The organism is Chryseobacterium sp. CS3K3.1 (assembly GCF_059515165.1).
Map to the genome: position 1 here is coordinate 47,721 of NZ_JCAKRV010000010.1, position 17,567 is coordinate 65,287.

The window sequence follows — 17,567 nt, forward strand, 5'->3', positions numbered from 1 at the left end:
ATGGATAACCAGCGAACTTCACAATTTTCAGAGGAAGAAAACAACTTAATCAAGATTAATATTGGTGAAATTATAAAACCATATATCCGAAAATGGCCCTGGTTTATTATAAGTGCATTTATTGCTCTGGTAATAGGCTATATTTCATTGAAATTTATGGTTCCTGTATATGGTGTACAGTCTACAATTCTTATCAAGGATGCTAAAAATTCCTCTTCATCAGTTATGGCAAACGATTTGGGAGTTTTACCTGATTTATCCGGGATTGGAGGTCTTAAAACCAACAGTATAGCCAATGAAATTGAAGTTTTGAAGTCAAAGAAGATGATGAGTGAAGTGATCAGCAGCTTAAGTCTTCAAACAAATATTACAGCAAAAGGAAAAATCAGGACCTTAGAGTTATATAAAGAAACCTCCCCTGTAGAAGTGAGAGTAATTGGAGAGAAGAAAGATAAAGGCTCTGTAAATACAGTTCAACTTGCAATCAATGGAGAGAAATTAACCTTGAGTGGTGAAAGTCTTAAGAAAGATATTGTAACAACTTATGGTAAGACAATAAGTCTGCCATTTGCCAACATTATAATAACAAAAAATCCTAAATTTAACCCTGCAGAAGTTAAGGGCTTAAATATAAACAAACTGACGCTTCAGATATCTTCTCTGGAAGCTGCTGTAAATAATCTTCAAGGGCCGCTTAATGTTGATCTTGTCAACAGAGAGACAACTGTGCTAAAACTTGGATATCAATACCCTCAAATATCAAAAGCCAAAGATATTATCAATAGCCTGGTAGTAGCTTATAATAATGATGCTATTGTAGATAAAAATTCAGAATCAAAAAAGACTTTAGATTTTATTGAGGATAGAATTAAAAAATTATCGGGTGAGCTAGGAGAAGTTGAAAACCAGAAAGAAAGTTTTAAATCTAAAAATAATCTTACAGATTTAGAAACGGAGGCTAAAATTAATTTAGAAAGTTCTGCCGCCGCCAGAGCCAAACAATTGGATGTGGATGCCCAGTTGGAGCTTACAACAGCTCTTATAGGTTATGTTTCCAAGCAAGGACAGTATCAGGTTCTGCCAGCCAATATTGGACTGAATAATCCTGAAGCAATATCGGGAATATCTGCATATAACCAACTTGTGTTACAGAGAAACAGGTTACTTGAATCAGCCACACCGGAAAATCCAACTGTTGTAGATGTTACAAAGCAGATTAATGCAATGCGTAGTTCTATTATGCAGACCCTTCAAAGAAATAGAGTCGGGCTGGAACTGGCAAAAAATGAATATATAGGAGAACAAAATAAAGTTTCGGGGAAAATATCAAAGCTTCCTTCTATCGAAAAAATGTTCAGAAGTATAGAAAGACAGCAGCAGATTAAAGAAAATCTGTATCTTCTTTTGCTTCAAAAAAGAGAGGAAACTGCTATTGCACAATCTATTATAGCTCCAAAAGCAAAAGTTCTGGATGCTGCATATGCTTCTCCAGTGGCAATTTCTCCAAAGACCAATGTTATTTTGACGATTTATTTAGTAGCTGGTTTGCTCATTCCTTTTATTATTATTTATTTAACAATGCTCTTCAATAATAAGGTTATTACAAAACATGACCTTGAAAAAATTGTACATGCACCTATTATTGCAGAACTACCAAGTCTTGAAAAAGGAGATTCTGAGATCGTTAAGATGAATGATATTACTCCTATGGCGGAAGCATTCAGAATTCTTATTACCAATATGAATTTCATGCTCTCAAAGGAGAAAAAAGGAAAAGTAGTATTTGTTACTTCAACGGTAAAAGGAGAAGGGAAAACATTTACATCTGTAAACTTAGCTTTGACATTGGCCAATCCCAAGAAAAAAGCAATTATCATAGGATCTGATATCAGAAACCCGCAGCTTCAGAGATATAATCCTGCCAGAAAAGGACTTGCCGGGCTTACGGAATATCTATACAATGACGAGACTAAACTGGAAGATATTATTCATGTATCATCTTTTAATCCTTACCTGGATGTAATTTATTCAGGAATGATTCCTCCGAACCCAACAGAATTGTTATCTAACGGCCGTTATGAGATCCTTCTAAGGGAATTGAAAGAAAAATATGAATACATTATTCTGGATACTGCACCATTGCTCCTTGTAACAGATACTTTCCTTATTGCGGAGCTTTCTGATGTAACCATTTACGTTTCCAGATCTAAATACACAGAAAAAGCATTGTTAGAATTTGCCAACAGCAATATTGATCAGAAAAAAATCAAAAATGTAGGATTTGTTCTTAATGATGTAAGCAGAGAAAATTTAGGATACAGTAACAAATATGGTTATGGTTATAACCAGCATACAGAACAATCTTGGTTTCAAAAAATAAAAAATAAATTTAGTTAATGGCAACAACATATAAAATAGCGGTTATAGGCCAGGGTTATGTAGGTCTTCCTTTATCTCTTGAATTTGCAGATCATTATCCTGTTTTTGGATTTGATATCAATACACAACGTGTTGATCAGCTTAATGACGGAAAAGATATAACGCTTGAAGCTGATGTTGATAAATTGGATACCGGACTAAAAAAATATAGGGAAACTAATGGATCTTTAGGTTATAAAGCAACAAGCCAGTTATCTGATATTGCCGAAGCTAATGTTTTCATTGTTACAGTTCCTACCCCTATTGATAAATACAATGCTCCCGATCTTAATCCACTGATTTCGGCCTCAAAGATGTTAGGAGAAATTATCAAAAAAGACGATATTGTTATTTATGAATCTACAGTTTTTCCCGGGTGTACAGAAGAAGAATGTGTGCCGGTTCTTGAAAAATATTCAGGACTTAAATTTAACGAAGACTTTTTTGTAGGTTATTCTCCGGAAAGAATTAATCCGGGAGATAAAGTAAATACGCTTACCAGTGTTAAAAAAGTAACTTCAGGTTCTACGGAAAAGATTGCCGAAGAAGTAGATAATCTATATAAGAAAATCATTACAGCCGGAACTCACAAAGCACCTAGCATTAAAGTTGCAGAGGCGTCAAAAGCTATCGAAAATGCACAGAGAGATGTTAATATTTCTTTTGTTAATGAACTAGCATTAATCTTTGATAGAGTAGGTATCGATACGAATGATGTATTGGAAGCTGCAGGAACAAAATATAATTTCCTTAAATATAAACCAGGATTGGTAGGAGGACACTGTATCTCTGTAGATCCTTATTACCTTGCACACAAAGCAGAACAGCTGGGATATCATCCGGATGTGATCTTATCCGGAAGACGAGTAAACGATTCTATTGCAAAGTTTGTGGCTGCTAAAGTAGTGAAGCTTCTTATTGCAAAAGGTGGAGTGATCAAAAACTCTAATGCTTTGATCTTAGGAGTTACATTTAAAGAAAATTGTCCGGATGTAAGAAATACTAAGGTCGTAGATATCTACAGAGAGCTTGCTGATTATGGAGTAAATGTTGATATTTATGATCCGTGGGCAAGCAAGGAAGAAGTGAAACATGAATATGGAATTGATATTCTGGATGCTCTTCAGGAAGGTAAAAAGTATGATTCTTTAGTGATTGCAGTATCTCATAATGAGTTCCTGGAAATGGATCTGGATCTGCTTAAAAAAGAAAATGCAGTGGTTTTTGATACCAAGGCATGTTTAGACAGAAATCTGGTAGATGCAAGATTATAAAAGGTCATGAGCTATGATATCATAATCATTGGTGCAGGTTTGGTAGGTTTGGCTACAGCCTACCAGACTCAACTTAAAAATCCTGATTCTAAGATTCTCATTTTAGAAAAAGAAAATGATGTGGCATTGCACCAATCGGGACATAACAGTGGTGTAATTCATAGTGGGATTTACTACAAGCCTGGAAGCCTTAAAGCTAAAAACTGTATTGAAGGGTATAATTCCGTTATTAATTTTGCCGAAAAACATGGCATACGATATGACCTTTGCGGGAAGATCATTGTAGCTACTTCGCAGGATGAATTACCCCTTTTAGATAATATCTATAAAAGAGGAGTTGAAAACGGACTTCAGGATTTAAAATATCTTTCCAGAGAAGAATTTCGTGAAATTGAACCCCATTGTGAAGGAATAAGAGCAATCAAAGTACCACAAACCGGGATTATTGATTATCCGGGAATCGCCAAAAAAATAAAAGAACTTTTTGAACAAGCAGGTGGTGAAGTAAGATTCAAAAATGAAGTAAAAAATATCATTGATAAAGGATCTGAAATTATTGTAAACACCAATATTTCCGAATTTAAAACCAAAAAACTTATATCCTGTGCAGGATTGTATTCTGACAAGATAACCAAAATGACCAACGAAAAAAACGATGTGGTCATTATTCCTTTCAGAGGAGAATATTATAAAATCAAGGATGAAAAAAAATACCTGGTAAAACATCTTATTTATCCGGTACCTGACCCCAGTTTTCCGTTTCTCGGTGTTCACTTTACCAGAATGATTGACGGTAATATTGAAGCCGGCCCTAATGCTGTTCTGGCCTTCAAAAAAGAAGGATACCATTTTTTCGATTTCAATTTCAATGAAACCATGCAAACCATGCTATGGCCGGGATTTAGAAAAATTGTAGCAAAATATGGTAAAACGGGAATGGGAGAAATGCACCGTTCACTTTCCAAATCCGCATTTACAAAAGCACTTCAGAAACTTCTACCGGAAATACAGGAAAATGATCTTATTGCTGGAGGTTCTGGAGTAAGAGCCCAGGCTTGTGACAGAAACGGAGGATTGATTGATGATTTTGACATTGTGAAAAACGGAAACATTATTCACGTCCGAAATGCGCCCTCTCCGGCAGCCACTTCCTGTCTTTCTATAGGAAATAAAATAAGTGAGCTGATCATGAATTAAACAATGCACATCTGCGTGCGCTCAAAAAACTAAAAATATGAAAATTCAAATGGTTGATCTTAAAGGTCAATACCTGAAAATAAAACAGGAGGTAGATATTAGTATTCAGGAATGTATTAATAGTACCGCATTTATTAATGGTCCTGCTGTAAAAGAATTTCAACAGGATTTTGAAAAATATCTGGGAGTAAAACATGTGATTCCATGTGCTAACGGAACGGATGCTCTTCAAATTGCCATGATGGCCCTTAATCTGCAGCCTGGCGATGAAATAATCTGCCCTGCTTTCACTTACGTAGCGACTGCTGAAGTTATTGGTCTTTTAGGGTTAAAACCTGTAATGGTAGATGTAAATGAAGATACTTTTGATATACAGCTGGAAGATCTTGAAAAATATCTTACTCCTAATACCAAAGCAATTGTTCCCGTTCATTTATATGGCCAAAGTGCTGATATGGAACAAATTCTTAAATTTGCAGAAAAACACAACCTTTTTGTTATAGAAGATAATGCTCAGGCAATAGGCTCTGATTATACGTTTTCAGATGGGACCACAAAAAAAACGGGAACTATCGGACATATCGGATGTACTTCGTTTTTTCCATCAAAAAATCTTGGATGTTATGGCGATGGAGGTGCATTAATGACGAATGATGATGAACTGGCTTTTAAAATAAGAATGATTGCCAATCATGGTCAAGAAAAGAAGTATTATCATAAAGTTTTAGGCTGTAATTCAAGACTGGATACCATTCAGGCTGCTATATTGAAAATTAAGCTTAAGCATTTGGATGAATATTCAGCTTCCAGAAACAGAATGGCGGATTATTATGATGCAAATCTTGTAGGTATATCAGAAATTCAAACTCCTAAAAGAGCAGCGAATTCTACCCATGTATTTCATCAGTATACCCTTAAAGTGAAAAATGGACAAAGGGATGGATTACAAAAATATTTGGCAGAAAAAAATATTCCAAGTATGATATATTATCCTTTGCCCCTTTATAAACAAGAAGCTTTTCTTCAATATGTAGAGGAAGATTTTAGTCTTCCGGTTACGGAGCAGCTTTGCCAAGAAGTGATCTCTCTTCCAATACATACTGAATTTGACCAAGAAGTACAGGATCTTATAATTAAAGAAATTAAAAATTATTTTAAATAATATAAAACCAGATATGTTGGATTTTTTTGCACACGAAACAGCCGTTATTGACGAAGGATGTCAAATAGGAAACGGAACCAAAATTTGGCACTTTTCACATCTTATGACAGGTTGCATTTTGGGCGAAAAATGTAATATTGGCCAGAACGTTGTCATTTCACCCAAAGTCGTTTTGGGAAAGAATGTAAAAGTTCAGAACAATGTTTCCATCTATGAAGGAGTAACATGTGATGATGACGTTTTCTTAGGCCCTTCAATGGTTTTTACCAATGTCATAAATCCCAGAAGTGCAGTAAACAGAAAAAATGAATATCTGAAGACCCATGTTGGAAAAGGGGCTTCTATCGGAGCTAATGCAACTATCGTTTGCGGACACAATATAGGTCAATACGCTTTTATCGGTGCAGGAGCTGTGGTTACAAAAGAAGTTCCGGATTATGCATTGGTAGTGGGAAACCCTGCCAGACAAATGGGCTGGATGAGTGAATTTGGACAAAGACTTCAATTTGATACAGAAAATATTGCCGTTTGTGAAGAAAGTGGAGAAAAATACAAATTAGAAAACAATAAAGTTTCAAAAATTTAGAAACATACAAATGAGTGAAAAAATAAAATTTGCAGTCGTTGGCTGCGGGCATATCGGAAAAAGACATGCCGAAATGATCACCAGAAATGAGGAATGTGAACTGGTAGGATTAATTGATATCAAAGATAAATCTTTACTGGGAATTGAAAATTATGAAGTTCCTTTTTTTCCATCTCTGGATGAATTTCTGGCTTCAGGAATTGAGGTGGATGTCATCAACATTGCTTCTCCAAACGGATTCCATTTTGAGCAGTCTTATAAAGTGATAGATGCAGGAAAACACGTTGTGGTAGAAAAACCAATGGCTTTGAAAAAACAGCATGCCGAAAAACTTATTTTTCAGGCTTTGCACAAGCATAAACAAGTTTTTGCTGTAATGCAAAACAGATATTCACCCCCTTCCGCATGGGTGAAAGAAATGGTAGAAAGCGGAAAGCTTGGGAATATTTATATGGTTCAGCTTAATTGCTACTGGAACCGTGATGACAGATATTATAAGCCGGAATCATGGCATGGAAAGAAAGATCTGGATGGAGGAACTTTATTTACTCAGTTTTCTCACTTTATCGATATTATGTACTGGCTGTTCGGTGATATTACTAATATTCAGGCAAAATTTGCAGATTTTAATCATGCAACACTTACAGACTTTGAAGATTCAGGATTCGTCAGCTTTGATTTTGTTGATGGGGGAATGGGATCATTAAATTATTCTACTTCAGTATGGAATCAGAACCTTGAAAGTTCTATGACCATTATCGCAGAAAATGGATCTGTGAAAATCGGAGGACAATACATGGACAAAGTGGAAGTTTGTAATATAAAAGACTATGTAATGCCGGAATTGGCTCCAACTAACCCTGGAAATGATTACGGTGCTTATAAAGGATCTGCAGCCAATCACCATTTTATCATTGAAAACGTTGTAGATGTATTAAAAGGAAGAAATACCATTACTACGAATGCTTTAGAAGGATTGAAAGTGGTGGATATTATTGAGAGAATATATGATAAAAAGTAGAAATTTTTCATTATAGTTTTAAATTTTGGTAACAAGTAATTATTTCTCAGAAATACTTTCAGATAATCTGTTGCAAGATTGGGTGGGGCAAATTTTTAGAGAGAGATTTGACGTAAATGTTCAGGTTGAGTTCTCTGAAGATCATTTTTGTTTGATATTTTCTAATAAAGACCACTATGTAACTATTAATTTTACTAATAATGGAAGACAAGCATTTTTCAGGAAAGAAAATACTTTAAGTTATATATCCAGAGAGCTTATTTCAGAAACAATTGGTTTGGAAATTCCAAATGAAAATTTAGTTTTATTTGGAGTTACAGAAATAGACTGGTTTATCAGGAAAGAAAATCATGCTTTTACAATAAATTATGATTTTATATCATACATGATTTGGACTCTCAATAGATTAGAGGAATATGGAGTACAATCTGAAGATAAACATTCCAGATTTGAACTGAAAGATTCTCATTTATTCAATGATGAATTATACCTTCGGCCAATAGTTGATGAGTGGATTTATTTTATTGGAAATATACTTTTAACCTCTGGTATTGATTGCAAACAAAATAGATTTTCTTATGAAGTAAGTCATGATGTTGATAAAATATCAAGATATATCAGTGTTCCAAAAACTAAATTCGTTACACTTTTTCTTATAGATTTAGTAAAAAGGCCTCAATTGGCTATTTCTTATTTGATCAATAGGAAATTTTTTTTTGATAAGGAGAGTTCCAATACATTTGACTGGCTTATGGATGTTTCAGAGAAATATGGTATAATCAGTAAATTTTATTTTATTCCGGCCAGTACCTCTTTCAAATTTGATTTTAGATACAACTATACCGGTTTTGTAAAACGTCTTATAAAAAAAATAGACAATAGAGGCCATGAAGTAGGCATACATTATAGTTATAATGCATCATCAAAATCCCATATTAAAACAGAATGGATGAAGCTCAGAAAAATTTTATCAGAACTGAATATCCCAACAGATCTTGGAGGTAGAATGCATTATTTAAGAATCAATTTTCTTGAAACGCTGAGACAACTTTCCATAGTAGGGCAAAAATATGATAATACCTTAACCTTTCATGAAACGGGTGGCTTTAGATGTGGAACCTGTTTTCCCTATCAACCGTTTGATATCTATAATAAGTCAATTCTGAATATAGAAATAAGACCTTTAATTGTAATGGAGGGAAGTGTCTTAGATTACTCTAAAATAAGTATAGATGATGATAAAGCTCTTTATTACATAAAAAAATTAGTTTTTCAGTGTTACAAAGTTGGAGGGAGATTTTCATTACTTTGGCACAATGATGAATTTGAGAGTGAAAAAAAGAAAGAATTATACTGTCAGATCCTTGAATTCTGTTCAACCTTGAATATTACAAAGCAAGTATGAGAATTTTGATAACAGATGCAAATTATAAAAATTCTATTGCGATACAGCGGGAATTGCATAGAGAAAACGCGCACCAGATTTTTGCTACAGATAAAGAAGCCGTTTTTTTTACTAAAAGGTTGGGCTATTGTAAAGATTATATCATAGGAGGTTTAGAAGAATCTGTTAAACAAGTTAAACCCGAATTCATAATTCCTGTAGGAAGTGAAGCTGTGAAGATATGCTCGGAGAAATATAGAGAATTGTGTTTAATACCTACAAAAGAGAGCCTTGAAATAGCATTAAATAAAGATAAAATGCTAGTTTTGAATTCTCTAAGAGATGTAAATTATCCTGAATGCAGATTATTTTCAAATCTTGAAGAATTAAGGCTGTATAGCAGAGATAAAAATTGTGTTGTTAAATCAAGTAATGAAAGTTTAGCTAAATTTGATCCAATATATGTAAAATCAGGTTCTGAAAATGAGTTTAATGAAATCCAAACATATTTGTCAGGAGGAATAAAACTATTAATGCAGGAACGGGTATCAGGAGTAGGCAGAGGTTTTTTTTGTATTGCTAAAGAAGGTAAGATCATTAGTTACTATATGCATGAGCGCATTAGAGAAATACCAATTACGGGAGGATCCAGTACAGCTGCAAAGTCGGTTTTTTGTGAAAAGATGTTTAATATATCCAAACAGATTATTGAGTATTTAAAATGGTCAGGTCCTTTAATGATTGAGTATAAATATGATGAGGCTAACCAAAAATATAATTTGATAGAGTTAAACCCTAAATTTTGGGGCTCGCTGGATTTATCTTATGCCTTAGGACTTAATTTTGGTAAAACCCTAATTGAGGCTTATTCAAAGAATGTGGAAGAACATATTGAAAAAAAATATGAAGTTGGGAAAAAATTCTTTTGGGTTTTAGATGGAGATCTTTTGGTTTTATTTAAAACAGGAAAACTGTATAAAATAAAAGAATATTTTTATAAGGACTCTTATACGAATTTGTTTGAAAACTTTTTTGTTGATTCAATGAAATTACTATGGACGATAAAAAAAATGTTCGCAAAGTAAATGAGATGAGAAAAGGAATTTTTCATTTTCATAGTACCTATTCCTACGACGGAATTAATACGCTTGAAAAAATAATTAAAATAATAAAAGAAAAAAAACTTGATTTTGTTGTTTTAACGGATCATGATACAATAAAAGGAAGTGTAGAACTTCAGAAAAAGGCAAAAGAACAAAATCTGAATGTGGAGATTCCTACTGCTGCAGAATATAAAACTGATAGAGGAGATGTTATAGCATTAAATTTAAAAAACGAAATTACAGATATGAGATGGCAGGAGTTTTATAAAGATGCAAAAGAACAAAATGCTATACTTATTTTACCCCATCCATATGACGGGCACAAACAAATAGAAGAATTGGCACAAGCCGTTGATGTCATAGAAGTATTTAATTCCAGATCTTCTGTTATCAATAACTACAAGTCTTATCTTTTGGCCCTACAATACAAAAAGCCTGTAATTTGGAGCTCAGACTCTCATATTCCTCAAACACTATTAAATGTAGTGCTAGGATATGAAAAAAAAGGTTTAAAGTTCCATGAAGCATTAACAAATGGCGAAGTTGCTCCATTATTTCTTAAAAAAAGTTCAGCTTCTGACGTTTTTTTCTCACAACTCAAGAAAGCCTATGTAAAGAAAAATTTTAAATTATTTATTTATATTGTATACAAAACTCTTTTTAAGAGAACTAAAGAAGATTATTTAAATTTATGAAAACAAAAATAATATCTTTTTTAGGTAGCAATATATTATCCCAATTAATATTACTGATTGCGGTTCCGCTCACAGGAAGAATTTATTCTGATTACGAAATTGGAGTGCTGTCGTTTATTTTATCAATTTCGGCTCCATTAGCCTATTTTTACACTTTGTCATACAACAAAGCAATTATGTTACCAGCAAAGAGCGAGGAATATAGTATGCTGTATGCTGTTTCCATTTTTTTAAGTATAACCATTTCATTAATTTCTTTTTTTGTTATACTTATTTCAATGTTATTTTTTAATATAGATTCCTATTTTTTAATTGTACCGTTGGTTGCATTTAGTCAGTCTTTATATAGTGCATCAAAAGATATTCTTATTAAAAAAGGCTTATTGAATATTGTAAGTACATCAATGATACTAAACTCTGTATTTGCAGTTATCATTATACTCTCTGGTTATTACATAAAACTATCATATTGGATTTTGATATCATCATATGTGATTCCTAATTTTATAGCAACTATATTTATAATGTTCTATCTGAAAATACAAAGAAGAAATTTTATTTACAGAGAGTTCTACAATATTATCATAAAATATAAATCCTTCCCTTTGCATCAAATGCCGGCATATTTTATTAATACTTTTAATGCAGAGCTACCCAGCTTTTTTATCAAACACTATTTTGGAGAAGCGATCTTAGGTAATTATTTCTTGGCTTCTAAAATAGTTAATAAACCATTGAGCCTAATCTCTGAAAGCTTAAACGGGTTAATATACAAGGATTTATCAGAAACCAATAAAGCTAAGCTTAATAAGAAAATGAATACTTATGTCGGATTATTATTCTTAGTTTCTCTATTATTTGCTATAATATATTTAATTTTTGGGGAATACTTTTTTTCTTTATTTTTTGATATTAATAAATGGAGAAAAGCATTTGATATGAGCAAAATAATAATTTTCACTACTGTTATTTCTGCGTCTTTTTCACACTATTCGAGCGGTGTATTGGTTAAAAGGAAGAATAAAATTTTTCTTGTCTGGGAAGTAATTACTACTTTGGTTTTGCTTGTCTCGTTTTTTTTAGGGAAAAGCTCTACTATCGATCTATTTATATGGATTTATGTAGGAGTAATTTTATTTAGATATTTATTACTTTCTTTACTATTTAATAAGTCTTGATTTTTGTTGCTATGAAGTATTTTACACTATTAATATTTTTTATTATATATAAATTATCTTTAGATTATCTCTATGTTAATTCAATATCTGTACATTATGGATATCTTGGTTATGTAAGAGAATTTAGTCATACAATTAATAACCTTTCTTATGTTGCTATAATATTTTATACTTATTTTTTTAAAAAGATTTTAGAGAAGGATACTCCTGCAAGTTTAATTCTTATGGTGATATATTTATTATACTTTTTACCAAATTTAACTTTTTGCGTATATACTAATAATTTTGAATTCTTTTTATATAGTGTTATATATTGTGCTCTGCTCTTTTTGTTTTATATAAGATACGGAAAAGTAAAATATTATCAAATTTTTGACAGCTCACAATCAATGATATTGTTTAAAATTTTGTTATATACGGTAGTGTTGATGATGATTGTTTTTTCCGTTATATATAATGGCTTTAACATTAAATTTGATTTTGAAGAAGTGTATGAAATACGAGCAAAAGTCAGTGAATTAAATATGCCTTCATTTATTAATTATCTGAGGCCGATAGCAAGTATGTTTATTACAATTTCATTTATGTATTATTTGATACAGAAAAATGTTTTTCTAAGCTGTGTGTTTTTCTTCTTTGGCTTAATGATGTATTCTTTTGGTGCGCATAAAACAGATTTCGTATTATTGATATTGACCATACTTATTTATTTTTTTTATAAAAAAGAATACAACAAGTATCTTCTGCATGCATTTATTGGCTTCAATCTTATTTTGATATTTTTTGTTGAATTTGGAAGTGAAAGTGTTCAGATCAGTATTGCTGGCCTTTATTCAAGAACTTATTTTACCCCTACGTTGTTAGCCTATTTTCATTATGATTATTTTTCCACTCATGAATTACTTTATCTCAGAGAGCATTTCGGGCACTGGTTTGAAACCAATGTAAATCATAAAAATAATTCCCCTTATATAATAGCAGCAACTTATTTTAATGACCCGGATATGTCTTCCAATACAGGTTTGATTGGAAGTGACTATGCACAATTTGGGTGGGCTTCACTACTGGTATTTCCTCTTGTGAGAGCTTATTTTTTTAGAGTATTTGATATGTCAAGCTTTAAATTAGATGCAAGAATATATTTAATTTCCAGTTTTTCTTTTGGAGCTTTGTTTATCAATGGTGCTTTTTTTACAGCACTTATTTCGGGTGGTTTTTTAGCCGTTTGTTTTTTACTTTATTTAATGCCTAGATATACTAAAAATAATGAATAAAAAAATACTTCATCTTTCACCTACAGATATCCGATATGACAGCAGGATTTTAAAAGAGTTGAAGGCGGTTCAAAAAATTGAAAACACAACTCTGATAGCCTTTGGAATTGATGACTCTGAGGGACATAAATATGAAACAGAACAGATATCTTTTATTAAGGTATTCAATATCGCTACAAAAAATCTGAAATTTTTACCAAGACCTGTCAGGTATTTTCTTAATCTCATAGAGGCATTTATTAGAATGGTTTTTCCTGGTATCAGATACAAACCGGATATTATTCATTGTCATGATACCCTGTATCTGCCTATTGCAAAAATGATCAAATTATTTTGCGGTTCAAAACTAATCTATGATGCCCATGAACTTGAATCCGATAAGGCAGGACAATCAAAAATACTTTCAAAATATACTCTTTTCATTGAAAAAATATTGTGGAAAGATATTGATATCCTGATTAGTGTAAGCCCATCCATTATTGATTGGTATGATAAACATCTTGGAAAAAAGAAAAGTGTATTGATATTAAACTCGCCGTTGCTTGACACTTCGTCAAAAGGAAATGGTAAAAACAATTATCTAAGAGAAAAATTTAATATCCCTGAAGGAAAAAAAATATTTTTATACCTGGGAATAATAAGTGAAGTAGGAAGAGGTGTAAATTTGTATTTGGATGTTTTCCAAAGAAAAGAAGTAGATTCACACATTGTTTTTATTGGCTATGGAGAATATGTTGATGAAATTAAAAAAGTAGCACTTAATAATGATAATATTCATTATCATGCGGCTGTTCCTCATCACCAGGTAGTAGAGGTGTCTACATCTGCAGATGTAGGGCTTTGTCTTGTAGAGGCTGTTTCTTTAAGTGATTATTATTGCTTACCCAATAAATTATTTGAGTATGCTTTTTCAGAATTGTATATTTTAGCGTCAGATTTTCCGGATATCAAAAAAATTGTTGATGAATATAATTTAGGAAAATGTAGCGGTTTAAATGCCGAAAGCTTATTTGAAATTGTAAAGGATGTTGAACATTCAGATCTGGAAAACAGGGTCAAAAAAGACCTTTACCCTCTTAGCTGGAACTTTCAGGAAAGTGAATTATTAAAAATGTATAATAATATTTTAAAAAATAAAGAATAAATAATAAAGACAAATGTGTGGAATTTTTGGAGTCGTATCAAAGACTCGTATAAACAAGCAAAAATTTCAAACTCTGGTAAAACATTCAGAACAAAGAGGAATGGATTCCAGCGGTTTGATCTATTATCAAAACAATTACTATAAAATAAACAGAGCAGATTATAGTATTGAAAAATTACTGAATAAAGTACAGCCTTATAATAATAATATTGTGTTAGGACACAGTAGGTTGATTACTAATGGCTTGGGTGATAATCAGCCTGTGGTGAGAGGAAATATATGTGCTATACATAATGGTATTATTGTTAATGAAGAAGAAGTCTGGAATAAATTATCAGTAAGCAGACAGCTGAAAATTGATTCTGAAGCCATTGTAGCCATTGCAGAAGAATTTCTTAGTAATAAGGAAAACAAAGTTGAAGATCTTCCCAAAGAAATACTTTCCTTATGTAAGGGAGTTATTGCATGTGCTCTTGTGCTGCCGGAAAAAGGGAAACTGCTTCTTTTTTCCAATAATGGAAGCCTGTATGTGGGGTATAATGACGATAAAACTTATTTTGCTTCAGAAAATTATGGACTCAAAATTATTGGATGCGAGAATATCAGTCAGATAAAAGATGAAGCAATGATTCTTGATATTCCTGTTTCAGAAGAAAAACTCACTATTGTAGATGAGAAAAGCAGAGTGGAAAATCTAATTCCTGAATTTAAATTTAATACCATTGAAGAAGGTTTACTGGAATACAAAAAAATAAACATCAAGAGATGTACAAAATGTATACTTCCTGAAACAATGCCTTTTATAAAATTTGATGAGGCAGGAGTATGTAATTACTGTAAAAATTATAAACCAAGAAATAATCCGAAACCCAAAGAAGAATTATTTAAATTGGTTGAACCTTACCGAAGAAAGGGAAAAGAATTAGATTGTATCGTTCCTTTTTCTGGAGGTAGAGATAGCTGCTACGGATTACACCTTATTGTTAAAGAGTTGGAAATGAAACCTGTTACATATACCTATGATTGGGGAATGGTGACGGATCTTGGTAGACGAAATATCAGCCGTATGTGTGCAGACCTTGGTGTAGAAAATATTATTGTAGCAGCAGATATTTCACTCAAAAGAAAGAATATCAGAATGAATCTTGAAGCATGGCTGAAATCTCCACATTTAGGAATGATGGCAATGCTTACTGCAGGGGATAAACACTTCTTCAGATACGTAGAAGATATTAAAAAGCAAACAGGAATCAATCTTAACCTTTGGGGGGTAAACCCGCTGGAAGTAACTCACTTTAAAACAGGATTTTTAGATATTGAACCTGATTTTGAGGAAAAAAGAGTATACAGCCATGGAGCAATGAAACAGCTGAGATATCATTCTAAAAGATTCAGAGCTATGATGCAGAGCCCGGGATATTTCAATAGCTCACTCTGGGATACTTTGTCTGGTGAATATTATCGTAGCTTCACAGAAAAACAAGATTATTATCATATTTTTGATTATTGGAGATGGGATGAAGAGCAGGTAGATAATACTCTTTTAAATGATTATGACTGGGAAAAAGCAATAGACACTACTACTACCTGGAGAATTGGAGATGGTACCGCTGCTTTTTATAATTATGTATATTATACTGTAGCTGGTTTTACAGAGCACGATACATTCAGAAGTAATCAGATCAGAGAAGGTCAAATGACAAGAGAAAGAGCACTAGAACTTGTTGAAATAGAAAATGCACCGCGTTATCAAAACATCAGATGGTATCTGGATACTTTAGGACTTGATTTTGAACGTGTGATAAAAATAGTAAACAATATTCCAAAATTGTATAAACAATAATAGATGCTAATTATAAATGCCTATTTATAGATGAAAAATTTATTAATTTATAAACTGAGGTTTATTTTTATTTATTTGTTTTGTACCATCAGCACTTGCTTGATGGTACAAGCATCTGTAAGCAAAACATCATTAATAGTGGTGGAACCTGTGTTCAGACAACAAAATCTGAAAACCACAGAAATTGTCAATCTCATCAATCATTACAATGATATTTTTGCTTCTGAAACAAAAATGGCAAACTGGCCCAATGCAGCTTATGATTGTGCCGCCTTTTTATATATCCCGATACAATATGGTTATGATACAAAAAATCAGGAAATTATAAAAAGACTGCAGATCCTTTTTACGTATGAAAGGCTGCTTACCATAAAGAATAGAGCAGATATAGATGATTTAAGCAAAAGAACTTTCTATTTTACAGTTTCCGAATATCTCAGAAGAAGCGGAATACGTGGCGATGCAGAAAAAACAAAAATGTTTAATTTCATCAGAAAGGAAATATTAAACTATTGGAACAATACTTATGCAAATATTTGGGAAGCAGAATCCAGGAAATTCTATGGAGTAAAGCAAAGAGTACAGTATTTGCTGAGTGGTGAATATAATGGAGATATGAGCTATTATAGCGCATTTACAGATCTTGAACTTTATATCATGGGAACTGGGGTTAGTCTTTCACTTATAGAAAAAGATGCCTCAATTACTGTTACCAGGGATTTGATAAACATTAGAAACCTCTTTTATCAGGTAATGCAGAAAAAAGTAGTATTTCAGGATAATGTATGGTATCTGCAGCCAAATGTCTGGAAGGACCATCCTAATTTTCAGGATGTAGTGCTTAAAAAAAATCAGAGTGTTAATTGGGATGCTTCTCACTTTTCAAGGATGCCAGCCTATCTTCATATTCTGAAACTAGCATTTCAATCTGATGATACAAAATTTAAATATCTCAACAAGCTTAACACATTACTTTCAAAACAATTGTTGAATAATATTGCAGTATATAATCCTAAAGATGAAACTTATTCTTTCAATAATTTCGTTGATGGGAATAATAGCAACTTTAGAAGTAATCTTAAAAAAGGGGATAAGGGATTATCACCTTCTGAGGATTATACCCATATTTTCTATGGATGGTGGAAGATGCTGGATACAGATGAGGTGAATATGATGTATGAAAAAATTTCACTTAAATATTCATATTATTCTAATCAAAATCCTTATATCAATGATAATAAAGGGTATTTTCAAGAAATTATAAATTTAAAATAAGCACATACCTACT

14 protein-coding genes are annotated in these 17,567 nt (G+C 32.3%); all 14 read left to right on the plus strand.

Annotated elements, in window-relative coordinates; translation table 11 throughout:
* The 14 genes from AC5YGI_RS11230 (at window position 1) to AC5YGI_RS11295 (ending at window position 17,554) form a co-directional block, all read left to right on the plus strand.
* Window positions 1-2,397, plus strand: coding sequence for a GumC family protein (locus tag AC5YGI_RS11230; protein WP_496168334.1), 2,397 nt, complete (start codon window positions 1-3; stop codon window positions 2,395-2,397).
* Window positions 2,397-3,692 carry a nucleotide sugar dehydrogenase gene (locus AC5YGI_RS11235; protein WP_496168336.1) on the plus strand — a complete coding sequence of 432 codons (1,296 nt, stop codon included), beginning with the start codon at window positions 2,397-2,399 and terminating at the stop codon, window positions 3,690-3,692. Before AC5YGI_RS11230 ends, AC5YGI_RS11235 begins: the two co-directional genes overlap by 1 nt.
* Before the next feature lie 6 nt (window positions 3,693-3,698).
* On the plus strand, window positions 3,699-4,889 hold the full coding sequence (gene lhgO / locus AC5YGI_RS11240; protein WP_330747450.1) for an L-2-hydroxyglutarate oxidase: 1,191 nt from the start codon (window positions 3,699-3,701) through the stop codon (window positions 4,887-4,889).
* Between the two features lie 37 nt (window positions 4,890-4,926).
* Window positions 4,927-6,051 (plus strand): DegT/DnrJ/EryC1/StrS family aminotransferase, encoded by a 1,125-nt coding sequence (locus AC5YGI_RS11245; protein WP_496168339.1) that lies wholly within the window; start codon window positions 4,927-4,929, stop codon window positions 6,049-6,051.
* Window positions 6,052-6,064: 13 nt separating this feature from the next.
* The gene (locus AC5YGI_RS11250; protein WP_330747448.1) at window positions 6,065-6,637 is read left to right on the plus strand and encodes an acyltransferase; all 573 of its coding nucleotides are present in this window, start codon (window positions 6,065-6,067) and stop codon (window positions 6,635-6,637) included.
* 10 nt (window positions 6,638-6,647) lie between these two features.
* The gene (locus AC5YGI_RS11255) at window positions 6,648-7,658 is read left to right on the plus strand and encodes a Gfo/Idh/MocA family protein (RefSeq protein WP_496168341.1); all 1,011 of its coding nucleotides are present in this window, start codon (window positions 6,648-6,650) and stop codon (window positions 7,656-7,658) included.
* Window positions 7,659-7,683: 25 nt separating this feature from the next.
* Window positions 7,684-9,063, plus strand: a complete 1,380-nt coding sequence (locus AC5YGI_RS11260; RefSeq protein WP_496168343.1) for a polysaccharide deacetylase family protein — start codon at window positions 7,684-7,686, stop codon at window positions 9,061-9,063.
* Window positions 9,060-10,127 carry a hypothetical protein gene (locus AC5YGI_RS11265; RefSeq protein WP_330747445.1) on the plus strand — a complete coding sequence of 356 codons (1,068 nt, stop codon included), beginning with the start codon at window positions 9,060-9,062 and terminating at the stop codon, window positions 10,125-10,127. The genes AC5YGI_RS11260 and AC5YGI_RS11265 overlap by 4 nt, the downstream gene beginning before the upstream one ends.
* Complete coding sequence (locus AC5YGI_RS11270) at window positions 10,097-10,840, plus strand: PHP domain-containing protein (RefSeq protein WP_446105036.1); 744 nt, start codon at window positions 10,097-10,099, stop codon at window positions 10,838-10,840. The genes AC5YGI_RS11265 and AC5YGI_RS11270 overlap by 31 nt, the downstream gene beginning before the upstream one ends.
* Window positions 10,837-12,018 (plus strand): lipopolysaccharide biosynthesis protein, encoded by a 1,182-nt coding sequence (locus AC5YGI_RS11275; protein WP_330747443.1) that lies wholly within the window; start codon window positions 10,837-10,839, stop codon window positions 12,016-12,018. Before AC5YGI_RS11270 ends, AC5YGI_RS11275 begins: the two co-directional genes overlap by 4 nt.
* Before the next feature lie 11 nt (window positions 12,019-12,029).
* The gene (locus tag AC5YGI_RS11280; protein ID WP_330747442.1) at window positions 12,030-13,292 is read left to right on the plus strand and encodes an O-antigen polymerase; all 1,263 of its coding nucleotides are present in this window, start codon (window positions 12,030-12,032) and stop codon (window positions 13,290-13,292) included.
* Window positions 13,285-14,436 (plus strand): glycosyltransferase, encoded by a 1,152-nt coding sequence (locus AC5YGI_RS11285; protein WP_496168347.1) that lies wholly within the window; start codon window positions 13,285-13,287, stop codon window positions 14,434-14,436. Before AC5YGI_RS11280 ends, AC5YGI_RS11285 begins: the two co-directional genes overlap by 8 nt.
* A gap of 100 nt (window positions 14,437-14,536) precedes the next feature.
* Window positions 14,537-16,279 carry a hypothetical protein gene (locus AC5YGI_RS11290; RefSeq protein WP_496168349.1) on the plus strand — a complete coding sequence of 581 codons (1,743 nt, stop codon included), beginning with the start codon at window positions 14,537-14,539 and terminating at the stop codon, window positions 16,277-16,279.
* Between the two features lie 102 nt (window positions 16,280-16,381).
* The gene (locus AC5YGI_RS11295; RefSeq protein WP_496168351.1) at window positions 16,382-17,554 is read left to right on the plus strand and encodes a hypothetical protein; all 1,173 of its coding nucleotides are present in this window, start codon (window positions 16,382-16,384) and stop codon (window positions 17,552-17,554) included.
* Window positions 17,555-17,567 lie beyond the last annotated feature (13 nt).

Coding starts and splice junctions, on each gene's coding strand:
- AC5YGI_RS11265 (WP_330747445.1), top strand. CDS start 9,060: ATGAGAATTTTGATAACAGATGCAAATTATAAAAATTCTATTGCGATA.
- AC5YGI_RS11250 (WP_330747448.1), top strand. CDS start 6,065: ATGTTGGATTTTTTTGCACACGAAACAGCCGTTATTGACGAAGGATGT.
- lhgO (WP_330747450.1), top strand. CDS start 3,699: ATGAGCTATGATATCATAATCATTGGTGCAGGTTTGGTAGGTTTGGCT.
- AC5YGI_RS11270 (WP_446105036.1), top strand. CDS start 10,097: ATGGACGATAAAAAAAATGTTCGCAAAGTAAATGAGATGAGAAAAGGA.
- AC5YGI_RS11290 (WP_496168349.1), top strand. CDS start 14,537: ATGGATTCCAGCGGTTTGATCTATTATCAAAACAATTACTATAAAATA.
- AC5YGI_RS11295 (WP_496168351.1), top strand. CDS start 16,382: ATGGTACAAGCATCTGTAAGCAAAACATCATTAATAGTGGTGGAACCT.
- AC5YGI_RS11285 (WP_496168347.1), top strand. CDS start 13,285: ATGAATAAAAAAATACTTCATCTTTCACCTACAGATATCCGATATGAC.
- AC5YGI_RS11280 (WP_330747442.1), top strand. CDS start 12,030: ATGAAGTATTTTACACTATTAATATTTTTTATTATATATAAATTATCT.
- AC5YGI_RS11235 (WP_496168336.1), top strand. CDS start 2,397: ATGGCAACAACATATAAAATAGCGGTTATAGGCCAGGGTTATGTAGGT.
- AC5YGI_RS11255 (WP_496168341.1), top strand. CDS start 6,648: ATGAGTGAAAAAATAAAATTTGCAGTCGTTGGCTGCGGGCATATCGGA.
- AC5YGI_RS11230 (WP_496168334.1), top strand. CDS start 1: ATGGATAACCAGCGAACTTCACAATTTTCAGAGGAAGAAAACAACTTA.
- AC5YGI_RS11245 (WP_496168339.1), top strand. CDS start 4,927: ATGAAAATTCAAATGGTTGATCTTAAAGGTCAATACCTGAAAATAAAA.
- AC5YGI_RS11275 (WP_330747443.1), top strand. CDS start 10,837: ATGAAAACAAAAATAATATCTTTTTTAGGTAGCAATATATTATCCCAA.